The following is a 25,090-nucleotide window of genomic DNA, read 5'->3' as shown; positions in this document are numbered from 1 at the left end:
CTGCGTCGCCCCAGACGCCCGACAGCGTGACCGACTGTCTGTTGTGGCGTGCGTCACTTCACCGCCACACTGACGCATCCGCAGGTCAACCTCGGCGCGATCTTCGGATTTCGTTGTGAAAGCACGGTGAGAGGGGCGGGAATGGCAGAAACACCCACGCGAGAGGTGCAACGCCTCAAAGCGAATTCCGTAGGGCTGGTGGGTGTGGTGTTCATGGCGGTGGCGACCGCCGCACCCATCACGGCGATGACCGGCAACCTGCCGATCGCGGTCGGCTACGGCAACGGCACCGGCGCACCGGCCGGCTATCTGTTCGCCACCCTCGTGCTGACGGTCTTCTCCGTCGGCTACGTCGCGATGGCCCGCCGGATCACGGCGGCCGGCGCCTTCTACGGCTACATCTCGCACGGCCTGGGCCGGATCGCCGGCCTGGCCTCCGGAATGCTCGCGGTGCTCGCGTACGTCGTCTTCGAGGCGTCCATCGTCGGCGTCTTCTCCTACTTCGCGAAGACCACCGTCCACGACCAGCTCGGCGTCGACCTGCCCTGGGTCCTGTACGCCGCCGCCATGCTGCTGGTCACGGCCGTCCTCGCGTACTTCGACATCAACCTCACCGCCAAGGCGCTCGGAGTGATGCTCATCGCGGAGATCGCCGTCCTCTTCGCGGTCGCCACCGCCGTCCTGCTGCACGGCGGCGGACCGGACGGCATCCCGCTGGAACCGGTCAACCCCAAGAACGCCTTCACCGGCGCCTCCGCCGGACTCGGCCTGTTCTTCGCCTTCTGGTCCTGGGTCGGCTTCGAGTCGACGGCGATGTACGGCGAGGAGTCCCGCGACCCCAAGCGGGTCATCCCGCGCGCCACGATCATCTCCGTGGTCGGCGTCGGCCTGTTCTACATCTACGTCTCCTGGATGACCATCGCCGGCAACGGACTGAAGGGCGCGGTGAAGCTCTCCGCCGGGGCGAGCCCGCTCGACCTGTTCTTCGCCCCCGCGCACACCTTCATCGGCGGCTGGGCGGTCAACGCCTTCCAATGGCTGCTGATCACCGGCTCGTTCGCCTGCGGCATGGCCTTCCACCAGTGCGCCGCGCGCTACCTGTACGCCATCGGCCGCGAGGGGTTCCTGCACCCCGCCCTCGGCCGCACCCACCCGCGGCACGGCTCGCCGTATCTCGCCTCCTTCGTGCAGTCCGTCATCGCCGTCGCCCTCGTCGGCGTCTTCTGGGCGACCGGGCAGGACCCGTACATCCACCTGTACACGCTGCTGGCGATCCTCGGCACGATGGCCATCCTCATCGTGCAGACCCTGTGCTCCTTCGCCGTCATCGGCTACTTCCGCAAGAACCACCCCGAGGACCGGCACTGGTTCCGCACCTTCACCGCGCCCCTGCTCGGCGGGATCGGCATGACCGCCGTGGTGGTGCTGCTGGTGGTCAACCTGGACACCGCGGCCGGTACGGCGGCCGACTCGCTCTTCTTCAAGGCCATCCCGTGGATCGTCGGGCTGGTCTTCTTCGGCGGCCTCGCCCTCGGTTTCTATCTGCGGGCCCGACGGCCGGAACGCTACGAGATCATCGGCCGGATCGTCCTGGAGGACGCGGCCGAGCGCACGGACAGCGACATCGAGGAAGCCCCCGCCAACGTCTGAGGAGCCCCACCGTGTCCCGTACGCAGCTGATGCACGTCCTGAGGTCCCTCACCTCCGACCACGCCGCCGCCCACCGGCTCGGCGTGCCCGTCGCCGAGGCCCGCCAGATCCGCCGCCGTACCGTCCTCAAGGGCGCCCTCGCCACCGCCGCCGTGACCGCCGCGGCGGCCCCGGCGAGAGCCGCCGCCGCGTCCGCGCCCCGCATCGCCGTCGTCGGCGCGGGTATCGCGGGGCTCACGGCCGCGCTCACCCTGCACGACGCCGGATACGCCTGCACCCTCTACGAGGCCAACCCCGACCGGGTCGGCGGGCGGATGTACTCCCAGCGCGACCACTGGGCCTGGGGGCAGACCTCCGAGGTCGGCGGCGAGCTGATCGACACCGGACACAAGAAGATCCAGGAGCTGTGCCGCCGCTTCTCCCTGCCGCTGGAGGACTTCCTCGGCGGCGGTCCCAACGGAGCCGAGGAGGTGTTCTGGTTCGACGGCGCCTACTACCCGCGCGCCCAGGCCGACGAGGACTTCAAGGCCGTCTACCAGGCCCTGCACAGCGACCTCCAGGCCGCCGGAGAGGTCAAGTGGAACCAGACCACCGCGGCCGGCACCGCCCTGGACACCATGTCCCTGTACGACTGGATCGAGTCACGCGTGCCCGGCGGCCACGCCTCCCGGCTGGGACAGCTCTTCGACGTCGCCTACAACGTCGAGTACGGCGCCGACACCACCGACCAGTCCTCGCTCGCCCTGGTGCTGCTGATGGGCTACCAGACCAATCCCGGCGACTTCAACATCTGGGGTCTGTCGGACGAGCGCTACCACATCGTCGGCGGCAACGACCAGCTCCCGCACGCCATCGCCGGCTTCCTGCCCGCCGGGACCATCCGGCAGGGCTGGTCGCTGCAGGCGCTGCGTGCCAACGCCGACGGCACGCAGACGCTGACCTTCAGCGAGGCCGGCTCCACCCGCACCGTCACCGCCGACCACACCGTCCTGTGCGTGCCCCTGCCGATCCTGCAACGGCTCGATCTGAGCCGGGCCGGCTTCGACACCCGGATGACCAGCCTGCTGCGGGACGCCCGCATGGGGTACTGCACCAAGCTCAACATGCAGTTCTCCGGCCGCCCGTGGCGCGGCACCGGGCCCTGGCCGGGTGTGTCCGCCGGCGAGTGCTTCACCGACGGCGAGGTGCAGCAGACCTGGGACACCACCAAGGTCCAGCCGGGCACCGGCGGCATCCTCATCCAGTACGGCGGCGGCACCCTCGCCAGGTCGCTGACCCCGGCGGGACCGTTCTCGTACGAGAGCGACCCCTATGTGAAGAGCCTCGCGGTGAAGTACCTCAAGGACATCGACGCCTTCTTCCCCGGCACGTCGGCCGCGTGGACCGGCCGGGCGCAGCTGTCCGCGTGGCACCTCAACCCGTACTCGCTCGGCGCCTACTCCTACTGGCCGGTGGGCTATCTGCACCGGTACGCCGGCTACGAGGGGACCGCGCAGGGCAACGTCCACATCGGCGGCGAGCACTGCTCCTACGACTTCCAGGGCTACATGGAGGGCGGCGCGACCGAGGGCGAGCGGGCGGCGCGGGAGGTGATCGCCGCGCTGGGTTAGCTGCGTGTGCATCGGGTAGCGGCGCCCCCATGGACTTCAGTGTGGTCGCCGTGGCACGTGAGGACGACAGCCCGGTCGACGAGCCGCTGCGCGTCGCGGCGCTCGCCGACCGGCTCGGATACCGGGAGGTGTGGATCGGCGAGGGGCCGACCTGGGACGCGTTCGTACTGGCTACCGCGATCGGCGCGGCGACCCGGAGAGTCGCGCTGACGGCGGGGCCGGTGCCGGTGTCCGTGCGGGACGCGTACACCATCGCCCGGGGCGCCGCGGGCACCGCCGCCGTGACCGGCGGCCGGGCGGTGGGCGTGGCGCTCGGCACCGCCAGCAAGCGGGTGGTCGAGGGGGTGCACGGGCGGCCCCGCATCCGGCCGACGGCCGCGCTGGAGGAGTCGGCGGCGGCGCTGCGGGACCTGCTGCACGCGGTGCCCGGCGAGCCGGTCGTCCCCGGCAGCCCCTTCCGCCGCCGCCTCGCGCCGCCCGGCGGCCCGCTGACCGTGGCGGCCTTCGGGGACCGGGCCATCGGCATCGCCGCCGCGCACGCCGACCGGATGCTGCTCGACCTGGTCACCCCGGAACAGGTACGGGTGCTGCGCGGCAAGCTCGACGCGGCGGCGGACAAGGCGGGGCGTACGCCGCCGCGGCTCGCCGCGTGGTTGCCTGCGGCGGTTGATCCCTCGCCGGAGGCGGTACGGCAGGTGCTGGGCAGCATCGCCGGGTATCTGACCGTGCCGGGGTACAGCGGCATGTTCCGGGCGGCGGGCCTCGGGGAGGCGGTGGACCTGGCGGCGACCGGCGCGGACCGCGAGACGCTGGTCGAGGCCCTGCCGCCCGAGGCCGCGGATGCGGTCGGCCTGATCGGCGACCTCAAGACGATCCAGGCCCGCGTCGACGCGTACGCCGAGGCGGGCCTGGACGAGATCGCTCTGGTACCGGCAACGGTGGGCGATCCGGGTGGGGAGCGGACACTGACGGCACTGGCGAGCTGAGCCCGCGCCCCGAAGGGGCGCGGGGAACTGCGCGACCAGCCACAACGGGGCCCGCACCCACAAGACGGCCTCGGGCGGCACTACCCCCCGTACGCGCCGGACGCGGTCAGCCGCAGGGCCGTGTCGATCAGCGGCACGTGGCTGAAGGCCTGGGGGAAGTTCCCCACCTGGCGCTTCAGCCGAGGGTCCCACTCCTCGGCCAGAAGACCGAGGTCGTTGCGCAGGGAGAGCAGCTTCTCGAACAGCTTGCGGGCCTCGTCCACGCGGCCGATCATCGCCAGGTCGTCGGCCATCCAGAAGGAACACGCGAGGAAGGCGCCCTCGTCGCCCGGGAGGCCGTCGACGCCCTCGTGCGCGCCCTCGGTGGGGTAGCGCAGGATGAACCCGTCCGAGGTGGACAGCTCCCGCTGGATCGCCTCGATCGTGCCGATCACGCGCTTGTCGTCCGGCGGTAGGAAGCCCATCTGCGGGATCAGCAGCAGCGAGGCGTCCAGCTCCCTGGAGCCGTAGGACTGCGTGAAGGTGTTGCGCTCCTTGTCGTACCCCTTCTCGCACACCTCGCGGTGGATCTCCTCGCGCAGCTCCAGCCAGCGCTCCAGCGGGCCGTCGGCCTCGCCCGACTCCAGCAGCTTGATCGTGCGGTCGACGGCGACCCACGCCATCACCTTGGAGTGCACGAAGTGCCGGCGCGGGCCGCGCACCTCCCAGATGCCCTCGTCGGGCTCCTGCCAGTGCTTCTCCAGGTAGCTGATCAGCTTCAGCTGGAGCAGCGAGGCGTAGTCGTTGCGGGCCAGGCCCGTCATGTGGGCCAGGTGCAGCGCCTCGGTGACCTCGCCGTACACATCCAGCTGGAGCTGGTGCGCGGCGCCGTTGCCGACCCGCACCGGCGCGGACTTCTCGTAGCCCGGCAGCCAGTCCAGCTCCGCCTCGCCGAGCTCACGCTCGCCCGCGATGCCGTACATGATCTGCAGGTTCTCCGGGTCGCCGGCCACCGCCCGCAGCAGCCACTCGCGCCAGGCGCGGGCCTCCTCGCGGTAGCCGGTGCGCAGCAGCGAGGACAGGGTGATCGCCGCGTCCCGCAGCCAGGTGTAGCGGTAGTCCCAGTTGCGGACGCCGCCGATGTCCTCCGGAAGGGAGGTGGTGGGCGCCGCCACGATGCCGCCCGTGGGGGCGTACGTCAGCGCCTTGAGGGTGATCAGCGAGCGGACCACGGCCTCCCGGTAGGGCCCGTGGTACGTGCACTGCTCGACCCACTCGCGCCAGAAGTCCTCCGTCGCCTCCAGCGACTGCTCGGGCTCCGGCAGCGGCGGCGGCTCCTTGTGCGAGGGCTGCCAGGAGATGGTGAACGCGATCCGGTCGCCCGGTCCGACGGTGAAGTCCGAGAACGTGGTCAGCGACTTGCCGTAGGTCTCTGCCTCCGTGTCGTACCAGACCGAGTCCGGGCCCGCCACGGCCACCGTGCGCCCCTCGTGCTTGTGCACCCACGGCACGACCCGGCCGTAGGAGAAGCGCATCCGCAGCGCCGAGCGCATCTGAACGCGGCCCGAGACGCCCTCGACGATCCGGATGAGCTGCGGAGCGCCGTCACGCGGGGGCATGAAATCGGTCACCCGGACCATGCCGCGTGGTGTGTCCCACTCCGATTCGAGGATCAGCGAGTCGCCGCGGTAGCTGCGCCGGGCCGCGGTCGGCGGCTGCTGGTCGGGCCCGTGGGCCGGGCCCAGCCGCCAGTACCCGTGCTCCTCGGTACCCAGCAGGCCGGCGAAGATGGCATGCGAGTCGAAGCGCGGCAGGCAGAGCCAGTCCACCGTGCCGTCACGGCAGACCAGCGCCGCTGTCTGCATGTCTCCGATGAGTGCGTAGTCTTCGATGCGCCCGGCCACGTGCAACTCCAGTCGAACGGCCACGTCACCCCGCGTGCGGGGCTGTCGCTAGTGCGGTCAAGGGGTCGTTGTAGTGCGTCGTTGAGCGGTGAAGCAAAGCAGCCGCTGAACCGCGATGGCAAAACGGCAATCTCTGCTCAACGAACTGACGAGCTCTCGTTGTTCCGGTGATGTACGGGCTTCGGGTGGCGCCGTGGTACCCGGCCGGGCTCGGCAGTGAGTGTCCGAGCAGGATACGACGCACATAGATGATCCGCGTGCCCCTCCGGGCAACGGGCATCCACCGAACGAGTGAGCATCGGGTGAGAAATACGTGACCGGTGCGTGCCGCGTGGCGGTGCGTGCGCGGAGCGTGGCCGGAAGCCATCGGCGCCGGTCGCTGATACCCTGGTAGCCCGTGGACCGGTGGGAGCAAAACCCCCGAACCGCAGCGACGGCACCCCCCGGAAATCCGGAGCGGACAGCCGACCCGCAACCCCCAGACCGCGACCACGGGAGCCCCCCTTTGGCCATGCCGCCCGCTGCTTTCCGAAACAGCACAGCCACGACGACCAAGCACATCTTCGTCACCGGGGGTGTCGCCTCCTCCCTCGGCAAGGGGCTGACGGCCTCCAGCCTCGGCATGCTGCTCAAGGCCCGGGGCCTGCGCGTCGTCATGCAGAAGCTCGACCCGTACCTGAACGTCGACCCGGGCACGATGAACCCCTTCCAGCACGGTGAGGTGTTCGTCACCAACGACGGCGCCGAGACCGACCTGGACATCGGCCACTACGAGCGCTTCCTCGACCGTGACCTGGACGGCTCCGCCAACGTCACCACGGGCCAGGTCTACTCCACGGTGATCGCCAAGGAGCGCCGCGGCGAGTACCTCGGCGACACCGTGCAGGTCATCCCGCACATCACCAACGAGATCAAGCACCGCATCCGGCGCATGGCCACCGACGAGGTGGACGTCGTGATCACCGAGGTCGGCGGCACCGTCGGCGACATCGAGTCGCTGCCGTTCCTGGAGACCGTCCGCCAGGTCCGTCATGAGGTCGGCCGCGACAACGTCTTCGTCGTGCACATCTCGCTCCTGCCGTACATCGGCCCCTCGGGCGAGCTGAAGACCAAGCCGACCCAGCACTCGGTGGCGGCGCTGCGCAACATCGGTATCCAGCCCGATGCCATTGTCCTGCGCTGTGACCGCGAGGTGCCCACCGCCATCAAGCGGAAGATCTCGCTGATGTGCGACGTCGACGAGGCCGCCGTCGTGGCCTGCCCCGACGCCCGCTCGATCTACGACATCCCGAAGACCGTGCACGGCGAGGGCCTGGACGCCTACGTCGTGCGCAAGCTCGACCTGCCGTTCCGCGACGTCGACTGGACGACGTGGGACGACCTGCTGGACCGCGTCCACAATCCCGACCACGAGATCACCCTCGCCCTGGTCGGCAAGTACATCGACCTGCCCGACGCCTATCTGTCGGTCACCGAGGCGCTGCGCGCGGGCGGCTTCGCCAACCGCGCCCGCGTGAAGATCAAGTGGGTCACCTCCGACGACTGCAAGACGCCGGCCGGCGCCAAGGCGCAGCTGTCGGACGTCGACGGCATCTGCATCCCCGGCGGCTTCGGCGACCGCGGTGTGCTCGGCAAGGTCGGCGCGATCAAGTACGCCCGCGAGAACAAGATCCCGCTGCTCGGTCTGTGTCTGGGCCTGCAGTGCATCGTGATCGAGGCCGCGCGCAACCTCGCCGACATCCCGGACGCCAACTCCACCGAGTTCGACCCCGCCACCGGCCACCCGGTCATCTCCACCATGGCCGAGCAGATGGACATCGTCGCCGGTGAGGGCGACATGGGCGGCACGATGCGGCTCGGCATGTACCCGGCGAAGCTGGCCGAGGGCTCGATCGTCCGCGAGGTCTACGACGGCAAGGAGTACGTCGAGGAGCGGCACCGCCACCGCTACGAGGTGAACAACACCTACCGCGCGGAGCTGGAGAAGAAGGCGGGCATCCTGTTCTCCGGCACCTCCCCGGACGGCAAGCTCGTCGAGTACGTCGAGTACCCGCGCGAGACGCACCCCTACCTGGTGGCCACCCAGGCCCACCCGGAGCTGCGCTCGCGTCCGACGCGTCCGCACCCGCTGTTCGCCGGTCTCGTGAAGGCTGCGGTCGAGCGGCAGAATTCGAAGTAACACACCGGCTTGTACGGTGGCCGGGGTGCATACCTTTCAGTAGGGAGCACCCCGGCTTTCGTATGCGCACGTGGGGAAGGAACGGCATGACGATCAAGGACGCGCCCGAGGAGTGGGAGATCAGGGCGACCCGGGCCCCGTTCACCGGGGCCAAGACCTCCGTCAGGACGGACGACGTGGTCATGCCCGACGGCTCGGTGTCCGGCCGTGACTACCAGGTCCACCCCGGTTCCGTCGCGGTCCTCGCGCTGGACGACGAGGACCGCGTCCTGCTCATCCGCCAGTACCGTCACCCGGTACGGCAGAAGCTGTGGGAGATCCCGGCGGGCCTGCTCGACGTGCCCGGCGAGAACCCGCTGCACGCCGCCCAGCGCGAGCTGTACGAGGAGGCGCACGTCAAGGCCGAGGACTGGCGGGTGCTGACCGACCTGTACACCTCGCCCGGCGGTTCCGACGAGGCCGTACGGATCTTCCTCGCGCGGAATCTGTCGGAGGCCGAGGGGGAGCGGTTCGCGGCGGAGCACGAGGAGACCGACATGGAGCACGCGCGAGTGCCCGTCGGCGAGCTGGTGCGGGGGATTCTCGCCGGTGAGCTGCACAACTCGTGTCTGGTGACGGGCGTGCTCTCTCTCGTTGCCGTTCGGCAGGGGGCCGGGGTGGAGGCGTTGCGGCCGGCACTGGCGCCTTGGCCTGCGCGGCCGTTCGAGGCGTAGCGGTCTGACGATCCGTTGATCCGATCGGGCGAGTCCTGGTCCGGCACCGCGTGCTCCGCCAGGATCGTTGCAGAGCGTGAACTAGGCTCTGGATACGCCCGATCGATCGGTCCCGTCGGGCGCCGGCGTGCGGTGGAACGGGAGCGTGGCCCGTGACGGAACAGGCGGTGGACGAGGACGGCGTGCGGCTGTCGGCGAACGCGCCGGCGGTCGGTGTGTTCCTGGGCCGCACACGGGAGTTGAAGGAGCTGCGCGCCGACATCGAGCGCGCGGGTCTGGACACGCTCAGCGGGAAGAAGGCGCCCCGCGCGCGGGTGCTGCTCATCGCCGGCCGCCCCGGCTGCGGGCGTACCGCTCTGGCCGAGGAACTGGTCCGGCAGGTCGCGGACCGTTACGAGCACGGGGTGCTGCGCGCCCGGCTCAGCGAGGCGGACGGCACGCCCGTCCCCGTGGAGCGTGCCGCCCGCGAACTGCTCGCCGCGCTGGAGCGGCCCGTGCCGCCGGGCGCCGGTGAGGACGAGCTGACCGAGGCGCTGCGCGACGCCCTCGCCGAGAGGCGGACGCTGCTCCTGCTGGACGACGCGGCCGGCGCCGAGCAGGTCGACGCGCTGCTCCCGGACAACCCCGGCTGCCTGGTCGTCGCCGTCTCCGCACGGCCCCTGACCGGGATCGCCGACGTGCGGCCCTGCACGCTGGGCGGGCTCGACACCAAGTCCGCGGTGGAGCTGCTGTCCCGCCGGATCGACCCCGTGCGGGTCACCGTCGACCCGCGGGCCGCGGAGGGCCTGGTCGAGGCGTGCCAGGGCCAGCCCGCCGCGCTGACGCTGGCCGCCGGCTGGCTCACGGCCCGACCGAAGGCCGCCGTCGCCGACCTCGCCAAGCAGCTGCGCGCCGACGGCGACGACACCGCCCCGCTGGCGCGGGTCTTCCAGCTCGCCTACACCGCGCTGCCCGCCCCGGCCGCCCGGATACTGCGCCTGCTCGCCCTCGCCCCCGCCGGGTGCGTCGATGCGCACACGGCGTCCGCGCTCGCCGGCTGCTCGGTCAGCGGCGCCCGCACCACCCTGGACGACCTCGTCCGCTTCGGCCTGCTGCGAGCCGTGGACTCGCCGCTGCCCGAATACGAGATCCCCGGCGCCCTGCACCCGCTGCTCAAGGCCCTCACCGAGACCCACGACCGCCCCGCCGAGCTGCAGCTCGCCCGCGCCCGCATGCTGGAGCGGACCGTACGGCTGCTGCAGTCCTGCCGGGCGGTCACCGAGACCGACAGCCCGCAGGCCCGGGAGAAACTCCTCGGCATGCCGCGCGCCCTGCGCTTCCCCAGCCCCCGGGCCGCCGAGGAGTGGCTGCGCGTGCGCCGCCCCGCCCTGCTCGGCGCCGCCCGCCTCGCCGTCGCCGACGGCGAGCTGGACACCCTCGCCCGGCGGCTGCTGTCCCAGCTGGTGCGGGCGATGGTCGCGCACTTCGGCACCCAGGCGGCCGCGGCCGACCTGTACGGCGTCCACCGCCTCGTCCTCGACGTGGCCGAGCGGCGCGAGCTTCCCCGGGAGAAGGCCGCCGCCCTGCTGAACCTGGCCGACCTGGACGCCCAGACCGGCCGGACGAACGAGGCGCTGCTGCGATATCGGGCGGCTTTGGACGCCGGACGCAGAGCAAATGACCCGTACGCGACCGCTCGCGCAATGGAATCCGTAGGTGGTGCGCATCTGGAGCTGGGGGACTACGAGCGGGCCGCCGACTGGTTCGGCCGGGCGCTCGGCCAGCGCCTGGCCCGCGCCGAGCGCGCCGACGCCGCCCGGCTGTACGGCCGTATCGCCACGGCGCACACCTACGCGGGGCGCTACGGCGAGGCGCTGCGCAGCTGGCGGGCGGCCGCCGCCGGCCATCGGCGGGGCGGCGATGTCGCCGCGCACGCACGGGCGTTGAGCGAACTGGCGCGGGTGCAGGAGTACGCCGGCCGGCCGGGGGAGTCGCTGCGCACCTGCCAGGAGGCGGTGGAGTGGGCGCGCCGGGCCGAGGACACCCGGCTGCAGGCCGCGCTGCACCTGCGGATCGCCGACACCCTGGACCACCTCGGTGATCCGGTGGCCGCCGGGATCCACCGCGGGACGGCCGAGCGGATGCTCGCGGAGGAGGGGCAGGAGAGCCCTGAGGGGCCCGACCAGGGGGAATACGCCGCCAATGCCTGCGAAATCCGTAGTGCATCTGCTGAAGATTGATGCAATGAAAGGCTAGACAGCAGGAACACCTTCATTAGACTGGCTCTGCCGCTCGTTCTCCTGCGGTGTCTCCCGGTGTGCCCCCGCATGCCTGGGTATGTCTAGTAATGCCCCTGTTTCCCCTGAGCCAAGGACCGTGATCGACGTGAAGGTCGGCATCCCCCGCGAGGTCAAGAACAACGAGTTCCGGGTGGCCATCACCCCCGCCGGCGTGCACGAGCTGGTGCGCCACGGCCACCAGGTGGTCATCGAGCGCAACGCCGGCGTCGGCTCGTCGATCACGGACGACGAGTACGTGGCCGCCGGAGCGCAGATCCTTCAGACGGCCGACGAGGTCTGGGCCGCCGCCGACCTGCTGCTGAAGGTCAAGGAGCCCATCGCGGAGGAGTACCACCGCCTCCGCAAGGACCAGATCCTCTTCACCTACCTGCACCTGGCCGCCTCCAAGGAGTGCACGGACGCGCTCATCGAGTCCGGCACCACGGCCATCGCCTACGAGACCGTCGAGCTGCCGAACCGCGCCCTGCCGCTGCTCGCCCCGATGTCCGAGGTCGCGGGCCGGCTGGCCCCGCAGGTCGGCGCCTACCACCTGATGCGCGCGGCCGGCGGCCGTGGCGTGCTGCCCGGCGGCGTCCCCGGCGTGACCCCGGCCAAGGCCGTCGTCATCGGCGGTGGCGTCTCCGGCTGGAACGCCACCCAGGTCGCCGTCGGCATGGGCTTCGACGTGACCCTGCTCGACCGCGACATCAACAAGCTGCGCGAGGCCGACAAGATCTTCGGTACGAAGGTCAAGGCGATCATGTCCAACTCCTTCGAGCTGGAGAAGGCCGTCCTCGGCGCCGACCTCGTCATCGGCGCCGTCCTCATCCCGGGCGCCAAGGCCCCGAAGCTCGTCACCAACGAGCTGGTGGCCCGTATGAAGCCCGGAAGTGTTCTTGTCGACATCGCGATCGACCAGGGCGGCTGCTTCGAGGACTCGCACCCGACCACGCACGCCGAGCCGACCTTCAAGGTCCACAACTCGGTCTTCTACTGCGTCGCCAACATGCCCGGCGCGGTGCCGAACACCTCCACCAACGCCCTCACCAACGCGACGCTGCCGTACATCGTCTCGCTCGCGAACAACGGCTGGGTGGAGGCGCTGCGCCGCGACGCCGCGCTGGCCAAGGGCCTCAACACGCACGACGGCAAGGTCGTTTACAAGGAGGTCGCCGAGGCTCACGGCCTGGAGCACGTGGAGCTGTCCACCCTCCTGGGCTGACCTCCCGGCTGCACGGCTCGCCAACCGGCGGGTTCAAGTCATCCGCAGGAATAAGGCGATACGTCAACACAGGTCGTCAACACCGCGCATCCGGCCGGACCTTGCCCGACAAGGTCCGGCCGGATGTGTGTATGGTCACTTTGCGGCTCTCGGTCAACTCGCCTCGAACGTAACCCTTCGACCGATTCGCACACCGGTGAAACCTGCTGTGCAACGGCCGTACGCCCTTGACAGCGGGATGTTTCATTGCCGACACATCGGGCCGGGTCCGGCGGATTGTGTTGCTGCGGACGCCCGACACGCCATAGAGTCGCCAACCGTCGGCATGGTGCCACGCTGACCTTGTAGAGAAGTTTCCTGGTCACCAAGGAGGTAAGACGACTTGTGAATGAGTCGACATTTTCTCCCGGGGGTGGTCAACCAGGAATGCCTACGCGGGGCCAGGGCCCCACGGGGCTCGAGGCTGTCGGCTCCGTCGCTGTCCGAACCTTCGCAGCCCACCAGAGCCAGAACAGCCCCCATACGGCTCTGACAGCACACCAGAGCATGGACGGTCATCACGTGAACGCCATGGCCGGCGACGGAAGTGGCGCGCCCCACAACCACTTCGCCGACTACGACGAACTGCCCGAAGGGCACTTCTACGATCCCGACGCCGAGTACGAGCCCGATCCCGAGTACGCGGCCACCCTCGCGCCCGACGCCGCGCGTCAGCGCCGCGAGCGCGTCGGCCCGACCGGGCGCCCGCTGCCGTACTTCCCGATCCCGGGCCCGTTGACCGACCACGGTCCCGCGAAGATCATCGCGATGTGCAACCAGAAGGGCGGCGTCGGCAAGACGACGTCGACCATCAACCTGGGTGCCGCGCTCGCGGAGTACGGCCGGCGCGTGCTGCTCGTGGACTTCGACCCGCAGGGCGCGCTGTCGGTGGGTCTCGGCGTCAACCCCATGGAACTCGACCTGACGGTCTACAACCTGCTCATGGAGCGGGGGATGTCCGCGGACGAGGTCCTGCTGAAGACGGCGGTCCCCAACATGGACCTGCTGCCCAGCAACATCGACCTGTCGGCCGCCGAGGTCCAGCTGGTCAGCGAGGTCGCGCGCGAGTCCACGCTGCAGCGCGCCCTGAAGCCGCTGCTGCCGGACTACGACTTCGTCGTCATCGACTGCCAGCCCTCACTCGGCCTGCTCACCGTGAACGCGCTCACCGCGGCGCACAAGGTGATCGTGCCGCTGGAGTGCGAGTTCTTCGCGCTGCGCGGTGTCGCGCTGCTGACCGAGACCATCGAGAAAGTCCAGGAGCGGCTCAACCCCGACCTGGAGCTCGACGGCATCCTCGCCACGATGTACGACTCGCGCACGGTCCACAGCCGCGAGGTGCTGGCCCGTGTGGTCGAGGCGTTCGACGACCACGTGTACCACACGGTCATCGGGCGCACGGTCCGCTTCCCGGAGACCACGGTCGCCGGTGAGCCGATCACCACGTACGCGTCCAACTCCGTCGGCGCCGCCGCCTACCGTCAGCTCGCCAGGGAGGTGCTCGCCCGGTGTCACGCCGAGTGAGTCTGCCGGGGGCCGACGAACTCTTCCGTACGACAGGGGGGATGGCCCTGCAGCCGTCCGCTCCCCGGCGCCCGGGCGGCGAGGCCCGGGTGCCCGCTCCGGCGGGGGAGAGCGACGCCGCCGCGGCCGCCGTGCCCGACGACGCGCCGCACTCCGTGCCGGCCCAGGGCGGCGACGGCGACGGCGTGGAGCACGTCGCGGCCGACGCGGAGGCGGGCGAGGAGTCCCGCAGCCGGGCCTCGACGGCGCCGGAACGCGCCGCGCGCCGCAGAGCGACCCAGCAGGAAGGTTCAGCCGGTGGAGCCGTCGCCGACGACGCCGCGCAGCCGCGCCGGCGCGGGCGTTCGACGCGGCGGCCCAGCGGGCGCGAGCGGCACGACGAGAAGATCACGGTCTATGTCTCCGCCGAGGAGCTGATGGACCTCGAGCACGCCCGCCTGGTGCTGCGCGGCGAGCACGGGCTGGCCGTGGACCGCGGGCGCATCGTCCGCGAGGCGGTCGCCGTGGTCCTCGCCGACCTGGAGAGCCGCGGGGACGCCAGCATCCTGGTACGCCGTCTGCGCGGACGCTAGCGGTACCCTGCGGGGGCCATGACCTCGAACGACCCCTCCACCCCCAACGGCCCGGCCGGCCGCCGACGCCCACTGGGCCGGGGGCCGGTGACTGAGCCGGACGAGCAGCCGGATCAGCGGGGGACGCCGGGCGAGGCGTCACCGTCCGCGTCCGAGGCGCAGCCGGACGAGTCTGGGGCGCGGGATGCGGCGGCGCCGTCGGCGACGGACGCGCCTGCCGGACTGACCGACGTCGGCGCGAGCGAGGCACCCCCGGAGGCCCGGGCACACGCGCCCGAGGCCGGGGACGGCGTTCCAGACGGTGACGGTGTCTTCAAGGTCCGGCTGGACAACTTCGAGGGGCCGTTCGATCTGCTGCTGCAGCTCATCTCGCGGCACAAGCTCGATGTCACCGAGGTCGCGCTGTCGAAGGTGACCGACGAGTTCATGGCGCACATCCGGGCGATGGGGGCCGACTGGGACCTGGACCAGACGACCGAGTTCCTCGTCGTCGCCGCCACCCTGCTCGACCTGAAGGCCGCCCGGCTGCTGCCCGCCGCCGAGGTCGAGGACGAGGGCGACCTCGCCCTGCTGGAGGCGCGGGACCTGCTCTTCGCGCGGCTGCTGCAGTACCGGGCCTACAAACAGATCGCCGACATCTTCAACGCGCGGATCGAGGACGAGGCCCGGCGCTACCCGCGTACCGTCGGACTGGAGCCGCACCTCGCCGAGCTGCTGCCCGAGGTCGTCATCAGCATCGGCCCCGAGGGCTTCGCCAGACTCGCCGTCAAGGCGATGCAGCCGAGGGCCAGACCGCAGGTGTACGTCGACCACATCCACGCGCCGCTGGTCAGCGTGCAGGAGCAGGCGCAGGTCGTCGTCGCGCGGCTGAAGGAGCTGGGCGAGGCCAGCTTCCGCACGCTCGTCGCGGACACCGCTGACACCCTGACCGTCGTGGCCCGCTTCCTCGCCCTGCTGGAGCTGTACCGGGAGAAGGCCGTCGCCCTGGAGCAGGAGGCCGCCCTCGGCGAGCTGACCGTGCGCTGGACCGGTGGGGACGGGGACGCGGCGCCGACCGTCACGGACGAGTTCGACCGGCCGCCGGAGAAGCCCGAGCCGGAGAAGCCCGAGCCGGAGAGGGCCCACAAGGCCGCGCAGGGCGAGAAGGCCGCGAAGGCCGGGGAGGAGAAGAAGGCGTGAGCGTGGAGAGCGGTGAGGTTCCGGCCGGCCTGCGGGCCGTGGCCGGGCTCGACCTCAAGCCCGCCCTGGAGGCCGTCCTCATGGTCGTCGACGAACCCGCGACCGAGGAGCACCTGGCGAAGATCCTGGAGCGGCCGAAGCGGCAGGTCGCCGACGCGCTGCGCGAGCTCGCCGACGAGTACACCGCGCAGGGCCGCGGCTTCGAGCTGCGCTACGTCGCCGGCGGCTGGCGTTTCTACACCCGCCCCGCCTACGCGGCCGCCGTCGAGCGCCTCGTGCTGGACGGCCAGACCGCCCGCCTCACCCAGGCCGCCCTGGAGACCCTCGCCGTCGTCGCCTACCGCCAGCCGGTCAGCCGCAGCCGCGTCTCCGCCGTCCGCGGGGTCAACTGCGACGGCGTGATGCGCACCCTCCTGCAGCGCGGTCTGGTCGAGGAGGCGGGCACGGAACCCGAAACAGGTGCGATCCTGTACAGGACGACGAACTACTTCCTGGAGCGGATGGGCCTGCGCGGCCTGGACGAGCTCCCGGAACTCGCGCCCTTCCTCCCCGAGGCGGAGGCGATCGAGGCGGAGACCCAGGAAGGGGTGCCGTCGTTCGACCCGGACGCTCCGGATTCCGATGACGCAGACGACAAGACGGAACATTGATGCGAAGCAGCAGCGGCAGGAACAGCAGCGGAAACAACGGCGGGAGCCGTGGTGGCAACAGCGGCGGCCGCGGCGGGAGCAGCGGGGGCCGCGGTAACTTCCGCGGCGCCGGCAACAACCGCGACGACAAGCAGGGAGGCCGTCCCAAGAAGCCGCGTCCCGAGGAGCGGCGCTACGACGTCGGTCCCGGCGCCACGCAGGACGGTCCGAAGTCCGGCCGGGGCCCCTCGGCCCGCGGCGGTGCCAAGGGCGGCCCCAAGCAGGGGCAGCGCTCCGGTGGCCGTACGGCCCCCTCGCGCTCCCGCGAGTACGAGACCCGTGCCGAGGAGCGCAACCGCGATCGCTACGCGGGCAAGCCGGACGTCAAGCTGCCCAAGACCTTCCCGGGCGCCGAGCAGGAGGGCGAGCGGCTGCAGAAGGTGCTCGCGCGGGCCGGCTTCGGCTCCCGCCGCGCCTGCGAGGACCTGATCGACGAGGCCCGTGTCGAGGTCAACGGCGAGATCGTCACCGAGCAGGGCAAGCGGGTCGACCCGGAGAAGGACGAGATCAAGGTCGACGGGCTGACGGTCGCGACCCAGCGCTACCAGTTCTTCTCGCTGAACAAGCCGGCCGGTGTCGTCTCCACCATGGAGGACCCCGAGGGCCGCCAGTGCCTCGGCGACTACGTCACCAACCGGGAGACCCGCCTCTTCCACGTGGGCCGCCTCGACACCGAGACCGAGGGTGTCATCCTGCTCACCAACCACGGCGAGCTGGCGCACCGGCTGACCCACCCCAAGTACGGCGTGAAGAAGACCTACCTCGCGCACATCGTGGGCCCGATCCCGCGCGACCTGGGCAAGCAGCTCAAGGACGGCATCCAGCTCGAGGACGGGTACGCCCGCGCCGACCACTTCCGGGTCGTGGAGCAGACCGGCAAGAACTACCTGGTCGAGGTCACGCTGCACGAGGGCCGCAAGCACATCGTGCGGCGCATGCTGGCCGAGGCCGGCTTCCCGGTGGACAAGCTGGTCCGCACCGCCTTCGGCCCGATCACCCTGGGCGACCAGAAGTCGGGCTGGCTGCGCCGCCTGTCGAACACCGAGGTCGGCATGCTGATGCAGGAAGTCGAGCTCTAAACCGCCTTGCGATGATCACCATCCCCCTTTATTGTCATGGTGACGATAAAGGGGGATGGTGATCGCATGTCCAAGCGAGCCGCAACCGGAGCACTCATCGGCCTCGCCCTCGGGGACGCCCTCGGCTACCCGACCGAGTTCAAGACCGTGCCGTTGATCCTCTCGACGTTCGGCCCCTGGCGGGAGCTGGAGCCGCCGCAGCGGGCCCTCGTCTCCGACGACACCCAGATGACCCTGGCGCTCGGACGCGGCCTGCGCACCGCCATGGACCGCGGTCACCTCGCGCCCAAGCGGCTGGAGCGGCCCGTGCGGGAGGAGTTCGTGGACTGGTACCAGTCGCCGGACAACAACCGCGCCCCCGGCAACACCTGCCTGCGGGCCTGTGACCTCCTCAAGGAGGAGGGCCGCGTCTGGCAGGACGCCAGCCAGATCCACTCCAAGGGCTGCGGCGCCAACATGCGCGTCGCGCCGGTCGGGCTCGCACCCCGGCTGACCGACGCGCAGCGCTCCGGCGCCGCCCAGCTCCAGGCCGCCCTCACCCACGGCCATCCCACGGCGCTCGCCGCGTCCGACCTCACCGCGCACGCCGTACACCTGCTCGCGCAGGGGGCCGACCCCACCGCGCTGGTCGGGCTGCTGCGGTCGTACGCCCTCGACCACCGCACCTCCTACGACCACACCTGGCTCGGCGACCTGTGGACCCGCGGTCAGGACCCCAGCGCCGAGCACTTCATCGCGCGCGGCTGGGACGACTGCCTGGAGATCCTCGGACGGCTCCAGGACGCCGTGCGGACCGTCTCGCCGGAGACCGACCCGTGCCTGGCCACCGGGGAGGGCTGGATCGCCGAGGAAGCGCTGGCCACCGGGCTGCTGTGCTTCCTGCTCTTCCCCGACGAGCCCGTCACCGCCCTGCGCCGCGCCGCCTGCACCGCCGGCGACTCCGACTCCATCGCCTGCCTGGCCGGCGCCTTCGCGGGGGCGTACCTGGGCGCCGACGCCTGGCCGGCGGCGTGGGCGGACCGCATCGAGTACCGCAGCGAGCTGCTGGCCCTCGGCGCGCTCTGGGACGCCTGACCCTGGAGAAGCAGATCCGACGGGAGGCCCCCTGACCCGGGCGACGGCGACCGTGCGCCGGTCCCGCGGTGGGGGGCCTCGACCCGCCGGTGGTCAGGAGACGAGCCGGCTGGCGACCCGGTGTCCTGACCCGGCGTCTCAGGGGACGGGCGGCGGGCGCCTCCGGGGCGTGGGCTGACTAGGCTGGGCGTACAGCAGACCCGATACGCAAGGAGCAGCGCCGTGGCGGTACGAGCGGTCCGGGGGGCCGTCCAGTTGGAGCGGGACGAGGCCGGGCACATGGACGAGCAGGTCGCGGCGCTCCTCACCGCCGTCCTGGAGCGGAACGGCCTGAGCACGGACGACCTGATCAGCATCTGGTTCACGGCCACTCCCGACCTGCACAGCGACTTCCCGGCGGCCGCCGCCCGCAAGCTCGGCATCGTCGACGTGCCGCTGATCTGCGCGCAGGAGCTGGACATCGAGGGCGCGATGCCCCGCGTGGTCCGCGTCCTCGCGCACATCGAGTCGGACAAGCCGCGCGCCGACATCAACCACGTCTACCTCGGTGCCGCCGCCGCTCTGCGCAAGGACATCGCCCAGTGAGGACCGCCCTCGTCATCGGCACGGGCCTGATCGGCACCTCCGCAGCCCTGGCCCTCGCCGGGCGAGGCGTCACCGTCCACCTCGTCGACCACGACCCGGAGCAGGCCCGCACCGCCGCCGCGCTGGGCGCCGGCACCGACGAGCCGCCCGCGGGCCCGGTCGACCTGGCGATCGTCGCCGCCCCGCCCGCCCACGTGGCCGCCGTGCTCGCCGACGCCATGCGCCGGGGCGCGGCCCGCGGCTACATCGACGTGGCCAGCGTCAAGGGCGGGCCCCGCCGCGAGCTGGAGGCGCTCGGCCTGGACCTCGCCTCCTACATCGGCACCCACCCGATGTCCGGCCGGGAGAAGTCCGGGCCGCTCGCCGCCTCCGCCGACCTCTTCGAGGGCCGCCCCTGGGTGCTCACCCCCAGCCGGGACACCGACACCGAGGTGCTGAACCTCGCCCTGGAGCTGGTCTCGCACTGCCGCGCGGTGCCGGTCGTCATGGACGCCGACGCCCACGACCGGGCCGTCGCGCTGGTCTCCCACATGCCCCACCTGGTCTCCAGCCTGGTCGCCGCCCGCCTGGAGAACGCCGAGGAGACGGCCGTACGGCTGTGCGGGCAGGGCATCCGGGACGTGACCCGGATCGCCGCCTCCGACCCGCGCATGTGGATCGACATCCTCTCCGCGAACCCCGGGCCGGTCGCCGACCTGCTCTCCGACGTCGCCGCCGACCTGGACGAGACCGTCGAGGCGCTGCGGGCGCTGCAGTCCTCCGACGACGGCAAGCGCCGTGAGGGCACCGCCGGCATCGAGGACGTGCTGCGCCGCGGCAACGCCGGCCAGGTCCGCGTCCCCGGCAAGCACGGCAGCGCCCCGCGCGTCTACGAGACCGTCGTCGTCCTCATCGACGACCAGCCCGGCCAGCTCGCCCGCATCTTCGCCGACGCCGGACGGGCCGGGGTCAACATCGAGGACGTGCGCATCGAGCACGCGACCGGGCAGCAGGCGGGCCTGGTCCAGCTCATGGTCGAGCCCAAGGCGGCGCAGGTGCTGACGGCCGCGCTGCGCGAGCGGGGCTGGGCCATCCGGCAGTAAGAGGCGCGCCGCGGAGCCAGTAACCTTGTGCGGGGCGTCCCCGAACGGGCCGTGCGCCCCGCACCCCGCTCACCGCCTCGCACCAGGAAGGTGTCCCCCCGTGGAAAACGGCGCCGCCCAGACTGTGCCGCCTGTGATCGTCGCCATCGACGGTCCCTCCGGCACGGGCAAGTCGAGCACGTCGAAGGCCGTGGCCGCGCAGCTCGGACTGAGCTACCTGGACACCGGCGCCCAGTACCGGGCGATCACCTGGTGGATGGTGACCAACGGCGTCGACGTCGACGACCCCGCCGCGATCGCCGCCGCCGCGGGCAAGCCGCAGATCGTCTCCGGCACCGACCCGGAGAAGCCGACGATCACCGTCGACGGCTTCGACGTGTCCGGCCCGATCCGCACCCAGGAGGTCACCTCCCAGGTCAGCGCCGTCAGCGCGGTGCCCGAGGTGCGCGCCCGGATCACCGAGCTGCAGCGCTCCATCGCTCTCGGCGCGGAGAACGGCATCGTCGTCGAGGGCCGTGACATCGGTACGACCGTGCTGCCGGACGCCGACCTGAAGATCTTCCTCACCGCCTCCCCGGAGGCCCGCGCCGCCCGGCGCAGCGGTGAGCTGAAGGGCGCCGACGTGCACTCGACCCGCGAGGCGCTGCTCAAGCGGGACGCGGCCGACTCCAGCCGCAAGACCTCGCCGCTGGCCAAGGCCGGCGACGCCGTCGAGGTGGACACCACCGAGCTCACGCTGACCCAGGTCATCGAGTGTGTGGTCACGCTCGTCGAGGAGAAGCGGGCCGGGAAGTGACCGCTGTGTCCGAGCGGGGCGCGGACGTCGGGCGGCGCATCGGCGTCGGCCTGATGTACGGCCTGTTCAAGCCGCGCGTGCTGGGCGCCTGGCGGATGCCGGCGCGCGGCCCGCTGATCCTGGCCGTCAACCACTCGCACAACGTCGACGGCCCGATGGTCATGGGCGTGGCGCCCCGGCCCGTGCACTTCCTGATCAAGAAGGAAGCGTTCGTCGGGCCGCTCGACCCCTTCCTGACCGGCATCGGCCAGCTCAAGGTCGACCGATCCACGGCCGACCGCACCGCGATCGGCCAGGCGCTGGACGTCCTGACGGCCGGCGGCGTCCTCGGGATCTTCCCGGAGGGCACCCGCGGCGAGGGCGACTTCGCGTCCCTGCGCGCCGGACTCGCCTACTTCGCGGTGCGCTCCGGGGCGCCGATCGTGCCGGTGGCGGTGCTGGGAAGTTCCGAGCGGCCCGGACGGTTGATAAAGGCGCTGCCCCCGCTGCGCTCCCGCATCGACGTCGTCTTCGGCGACCCGTTCGACGCGGGCGACGGCAGCGGGCGGCGTACGCGCAGGGCACTCGACGAGGCGACCGAGCGCATCCAGAAGCAGCTCACCGAGCACCTGGTAAACGCCAGGCGGCTGACCGGCCGCTAGGCGACACTGAGTAGTGGATCAGCCGTATCACGGGCCGCTCCACCGATCACCACGAATGAACGACGAGGTACGGACTTCATGAACGACCACATCCAGCCCGACGGCTCGGACGCACACGAGTACGAGCACGGGGCTCTCGGCGACGCCGAGTACGCGGAGTTCATGGAGCTCGCGGCGGAAGAGGGCTTCGACCTCACGGACGTCGAGGGCGCGATCGAGGCGGCCGGGCACGGCCCGCTGCCGGTGCTCGCCGTCGTGGGCCGCCCCAATGTCGGCAAGTCGACGCTGGTGAACCGCATCATCGGGCGCCGCGAGGCCGTCGTCGAGGACAAGCCCGGCGTCACCCGCGACCGCGTCACCTACGAGGCCGAGTGGGCGGGCCGCCGCTTCAAGGTCGTCGACACCGGCGGCTGGGAGCAGGACGTCCTCGGCATCGACGCCTCGGTCGCCGCGCAGGCCGAGTACGCCATCGAGGCCGCCGACGCCGTCGTCTTCGTCGTCGACGCCAAGGTCGGCGCCACGGACACCGACGAGGCCGTCGTACGGCTGCTGCGCAAGGCCGGCAAGCCGGTCGTGCTGTGCGCCAACAAGGTCGACGGCCCGAGCGGCGAGGCCGACGCGTCTTACCTGTGGAGCCTCGGCCTCGGCGAGCCGCACCCGGTCTCCGCGCTGCACGGCCGCGGCACCGGCGACATGCTGGACGCCGTCCTGGAGGCGCTGCCCGAGGCGCCCGAGCAGTCCTTCGGCACCGCCGTCGGCGGCCCCCGGCGCATCGCGCTCATCGGCCGCCCGAACGTCGGCAAGTCCTCCCTGCTGAACAAGGTGGCCGGCGAGGAGCGCGTCGTCGTCAACGAGCAGGCGGGCACCACCCGCGACCCGGTCGACGAGCTGATCGAACTGGGCGGCGTCACCTGGAAGTTCGTCGACACGGCCGGCATCCGCAAGCGGGTGCACCTCCAGCAGGGCGCCGACTACTACGCCTCGCTGCGCACCGCGGCGGCCGTGGAGAAGGCCGAGGTCGCGGTCGTCCTGATCGACGCCTCCGAGAACATCTCCGTGCAGGACCAGCGGATCGTCACCATGGCGGTCGAGGCGGGCCGTGCGCTCGTCCTCGCCTTCAACAAGTGGGACACCCTCGACGAGGAGCGCCGCTACTACCTGGAGCGGGAGATCGAGACCGAGCTGGGCCAGGTGGCGTGGGCGCCGCGGGTCAACGTCTCGGCCCGCACCGGCCGGCACATGGAGAAGCTGGTCCCGGCGATCGAGACCGCCCTCGCCGGCTGGGAGACCCGCGTCCCGACCGGCCGGCTGAACGCCTTCCTCGGCGAGCTGGTCGCCGCCCACCCGCACCCGATCCGGGGCGGCAAGCAGCCGCGCATCCTGTTCGGCACGCAGGCCGGCACCAAGCCGCCGCGGTTCGTGCTGTTCGCCTCCGGCTTCATCGAGGCCGGCTACCGGCGCTTCATCGAGCGCCGGCTGCGCGAGGAGTTCGGCTTCGACGGCACGCCGATCCACATTTCCGTGCGCGTGCGGGAGAAGCGCGGCAAGAAGAAGTAGTCCGGGCCCGCCGAAGGGGCGGCCCCGAGTCCGTCGCGGCTCCGGGGCCGCCCCTTCGCCGTGCGGCCGTCAGCTGCCGCCGGGACGGCCGGGCGGCAGCGCCGCCGGGGCGAACTGGGTGGGCCCGCCCTGCTGCCCCACCGGACCGACCCGCTGCCACGCCGACTGCCGGCCCACGCGGGCGCTCTGCGCTCCCGCGCTGTAGGCGCTGTACGAGCTGGAGAACGACCCCGGCCGGGGGGCGGCCGGGCCGCCGTGCCGGATGCTCCCGAAGGCGGTGAAGCCCAGCTCCTCCTCGCCGCTGCGGTCACCCGGCAGCGAGCGGAAGGACTTGACGTACTCGGCGTAGAGCGCGTCGTAGATCGGCGTGGCCGATGGGCCGCGGTGCGACTCCTGCACCGGCCGCGGCGGAGGCGGAACCGTGGAGAAGCTCGGGCGGCGGGAAACGTCGTAACTGTGCACGTAAGTCCCAACGACGAGCCACCTGATGAGATGCGGCCCCGGCCACCCGGCACCGGGAGGCCAACCGGGCCCGGGCCTTGGCCCGGGCCTTGGCCGGCCTTGGCCCTGGGTGCCTGGGCCGGGTTCGTTGGGGCTGGGTTCCGTGGGCTGGGCCTTGGCCCCGGGTGCCTGGGCTGGGTTCCGTGGGCCGGGCTCCCTGGGGCCGGTCCTCGGCCCCAGCGCCTGGACCCTGGTGCTCGGTCTGGGGTCTGGTCCTGGCTGTGGGCGTCTGTGCCGGGCCCCGGCCTTCGGCTCCTGGTCGCGGTGCTTGGCGCAAGGGTCCGGGCCCTTGCTGTGGGCGTCTTTGGCCACGGGTCTTGACCGGACGACAGCCCGCAAGGTGTCGCTGCCGACTGGTTCGTTCATGGGCCCGCAGGCGGCGGCCGCGGGACGTGGGCGCCTGGCTGGTGGCCGGCAGGGCTCGGCTGCGGGCTCAGTTCCTGGTCGGGGACGACCGGTTCCGGCTGCGAGCCTGGACCGGGCGGAGGTCGGCGGTGCTGAACGCGGCGTCCGAGGCGATGACGGCGGGGGAGCAGCCCGGACAGCCGTCAACCGGTGCCGACTGCGGGCTCAGTTTCCGACAGAGACCAGTAGAGACCAGTCGCCCCCCGGTCGGGGAACGGCCGGGGGCCGGGTGCCGGGTGCGCCGGGAGGCACATCCGGACCCGGGGATTGGTCCGGGCTGGGGCAGCCCCGGCAAGGGAGGCAGACCCGGGCCCGGGGGTGGCCGGGTGGGGGGTCCGCGGCCGGGAGGCATGCCCGGACCCGGGGGGTGGTCCGGGGCTGGGGCAGCCGCGGATCGGGAGGCAGACTCGGGTCGGCGGCAGATCCGAACCAGGCGGCAGACAAGGGCCGGGGGCTGGCCGGTCCGGGCTGGCCGGGTCGGAGGGGTGGTCCGCGGCCGGGAGGCACGCCCGGGTCGGAGGGGTGGTCCGGGGCTGCGGCAGCGCTGGATCGGGAGGCGGACCCGGGCTGGGGGCGGACCCGAACCAGGAGGCAGACCAGGGCCCCGGGGCTGGCCCAGGACCGGGAGCCGGGGCCGGGAGGCAGGTCCGGGCCGGTGGGTGTGGTCCGGGATCGGGGAGGCGGGCCCGGGCCGGCAGCAGACCCGAACAGAAGGCAGACCAGGGCCTCGTGGCCGGACCGGGCCCCGGGGCCGGGAGGCACACACCCGGCACCAGAGGGGTGGCCCGGGCCGGGAGGCACATCCCGGCCGGAGGGGTGGTCCGGGCCGGAGGGCGTGGTGCGGGATCGGGGAGGCGGCCCCGGTC

At 72.0% G+C, this 25,090-nt stretch carries 20 protein-coding genes; 18 read left to right on the top strand and 2 right to left on the bottom strand.

Translation table 11 applies throughout. The features are described 5' to 3' along the window. The first annotated feature begins 141 nt into the window (after nt 1–141). From AC0B9F_RS28075 to AC0B9F_RS28065, 3 genes are read left to right on the top strand one after another with little or no spacing between them, the layout of a single operon-like run. The gene (locus tag AC0B9F_RS28075) at nt 142–1,650 is read left to right on the top strand and encodes an APC family permease (RefSeq protein WP_472007265.1); all 1,509 of its coding nucleotides are present in this window, start codon (nt 142–144) and stop codon (nt 1,648–1,650) included. Nucleotides 1,651–1,661: 11 nt separating this feature from the next. After that, nucleotides 1,662–3,260 (top strand): flavin monoamine oxidase family protein, encoded by a 1,599-nt coding sequence (locus tag AC0B9F_RS28070; RefSeq protein ID WP_472007264.1) that lies wholly within the window; start codon nt 1,662–1,664, stop codon nt 3,258–3,260. A 29-nt stretch (nt 3,261–3,289) separates the two neighbouring features. After that, nucleotides 3,290–4,246 (top strand): LLM class F420-dependent oxidoreductase, encoded by a 957-nt coding sequence (locus AC0B9F_RS28065; RefSeq protein ID WP_472007262.1) that lies wholly within the window; start codon nt 3,290–3,292, stop codon nt 4,244–4,246. Nucleotides 4,247–4,326: 80 nt separating this feature from the next. Here AC0B9F_RS28065 and AC0B9F_RS28060 read toward each other — a convergent pair whose 3' ends face one another. Beyond that, nucleotides 4,327–6,129 carry a glycoside hydrolase family 15 protein gene (locus tag AC0B9F_RS28060; protein WP_472007298.1) on the bottom strand — a complete coding sequence of 601 codons (1,803 nt, stop codon included), beginning with the start codon at nt 6,127–6,129 and terminating at the stop codon, nt 4,327–4,329. Between the two features lie 511 nt (nt 6,130–6,640). Between AC0B9F_RS28060 and AC0B9F_RS28055 the strand changes: the two genes are divergently transcribed. From AC0B9F_RS28055 to der, 15 genes are all read left to right on the top strand, one after another. Further along, a complete protein-coding gene (locus tag AC0B9F_RS28055; protein WP_472007261.1) occupies nt 6,641–8,308 on the top strand; it encodes a CTP synthase in 1,668 nt (555 codons plus the stop codon). Nucleotides 8,309–8,394: 86 nt separating this feature from the next. Then, nucleotides 8,395–9,021: an NUDIX domain-containing protein gene (locus AC0B9F_RS28050; protein WP_472007259.1), complete on the top strand. Its 627-nt coding sequence runs from the start codon at nt 8,395–8,397 to the stop codon at nt 9,019–9,021. A 152-nt stretch (nt 9,022–9,173) separates the two neighbouring features. Then, entirely contained in the window at nt 9,174–11,240 is a 2,067-nt protein-coding gene (locus AC0B9F_RS28045; RefSeq protein ID WP_472007257.1) for a tetratricopeptide repeat protein, read from the top strand. Nucleotides 11,241–11,376: 136 nt separating this feature from the next. Continuing rightward, nucleotides 11,377–12,501, top strand: a complete 1,125-nt coding sequence (gene ald / locus AC0B9F_RS28040; protein WP_472007255.1) for an alanine dehydrogenase — start codon at nt 11,377–11,379, stop codon at nt 12,499–12,501. A 426-nt stretch (nt 12,502–12,927) separates the two neighbouring features. Next, a complete protein-coding gene (locus AC0B9F_RS28035; RefSeq protein ID WP_472007253.1) occupies nt 12,928–14,064 on the top strand; it encodes a ParA family protein in 1,137 nt (378 codons plus the stop codon). After that, nucleotides 14,049–14,636, top strand: a complete 588-nt coding sequence (locus AC0B9F_RS28030) for a hypothetical protein (RefSeq protein ID WP_472007252.1) — start codon at nt 14,049–14,051, stop codon at nt 14,634–14,636. The genes AC0B9F_RS28035 and AC0B9F_RS28030 overlap by 16 nt, the downstream gene beginning before the upstream one ends. 18 nt (nt 14,637–14,654) lie before the next feature. Beyond that, nucleotides 14,655–15,815 (top strand): segregation and condensation protein A, encoded by a 1,161-nt coding sequence (locus tag AC0B9F_RS28025; RefSeq protein ID WP_472007251.1) that lies wholly within the window; start codon nt 14,655–14,657, stop codon nt 15,813–15,815. After that, nucleotides 15,812–16,465, top strand: a complete 654-nt coding sequence (gene scpB / locus AC0B9F_RS28020; RefSeq protein ID WP_472007249.1) for an SMC-Scp complex subunit ScpB — start codon at nt 15,812–15,814, stop codon at nt 16,463–16,465. The genes AC0B9F_RS28025 and scpB overlap by 4 nt, the downstream gene beginning before the upstream one ends. Next, nucleotides 16,465–17,583: a pseudouridine synthase gene (locus AC0B9F_RS28015; protein ID WP_472007247.1), complete on the top strand. Its 1,119-nt coding sequence runs from the start codon at nt 16,465–16,467 to the stop codon at nt 17,581–17,583. The genes scpB and AC0B9F_RS28015 overlap by 1 nt, the downstream gene beginning before the upstream one ends. Nucleotides 17,584–17,649: 66 nt before the next feature. Next, nucleotides 17,650–18,657: an ADP-ribosylglycohydrolase family protein gene (locus AC0B9F_RS28010; protein WP_472007245.1), complete on the top strand. Its 1,008-nt coding sequence runs from the start codon at nt 17,650–17,652 to the stop codon at nt 18,655–18,657. 222 nt (nt 18,658–18,879) lie between these two features. After that, entirely contained in the window at nt 18,880–19,242 is a 363-nt protein-coding gene (gene aroH, locus AC0B9F_RS28005) for a chorismate mutase (RefSeq protein ID WP_363266926.1), read from the top strand. Continuing rightward, a complete protein-coding gene (locus AC0B9F_RS28000; RefSeq protein ID WP_472007242.1) occupies nt 19,239–20,324 on the top strand; it encodes a prephenate dehydrogenase in 1,086 nt (361 codons plus the stop codon). The genes aroH and AC0B9F_RS28000 overlap by 4 nt, the downstream gene beginning before the upstream one ends. A 100-nt stretch (nt 20,325–20,424) precedes the next feature. Further along, complete coding sequence (cmk, locus tag AC0B9F_RS27995; RefSeq protein WP_472007240.1) at nt 20,425–21,120, top strand: (d)CMP kinase; 696 nt, start codon at nt 20,425–20,427, stop codon at nt 21,118–21,120. Next, nucleotides 21,117–21,761 carry a lysophospholipid acyltransferase family protein gene (locus AC0B9F_RS27990; RefSeq protein WP_472007238.1) on the top strand — a complete coding sequence of 215 codons (645 nt, stop codon included), beginning with the start codon at nt 21,117–21,119 and terminating at the stop codon, nt 21,759–21,761. The genes cmk and AC0B9F_RS27990 overlap by 4 nt, the downstream gene beginning before the upstream one ends. Before the next feature lie 78 nt (nt 21,762–21,839). Further along, complete coding sequence (der, locus tag AC0B9F_RS27985) at nt 21,840–23,318, top strand: ribosome biogenesis GTPase Der (RefSeq protein ID WP_472007236.1); 1,479 nt, start codon at nt 21,840–21,842, stop codon at nt 23,316–23,318. A gap of 69 nt (nt 23,319–23,387) precedes the next feature. Here the strand turns inward: der and AC0B9F_RS27980 are convergent, their stop codons facing one another. Continuing rightward, nucleotides 23,388–23,780, bottom strand: coding sequence for a hypothetical protein (locus AC0B9F_RS27980; protein WP_472007235.1), 393 nt, complete (start codon nt 23,778–23,780; stop codon nt 23,388–23,390). Nucleotides 23,781–25,090 lie beyond the last annotated feature (1,310 nt).

Source organism: Streptomyces sp. NPDC097129 (genome assembly GCF_055668065.1).
The sequence above is the reverse complement of the archived record's forward strand: the minus strand, read 5'-3'. Positions and strand labels throughout refer to the sequence as shown.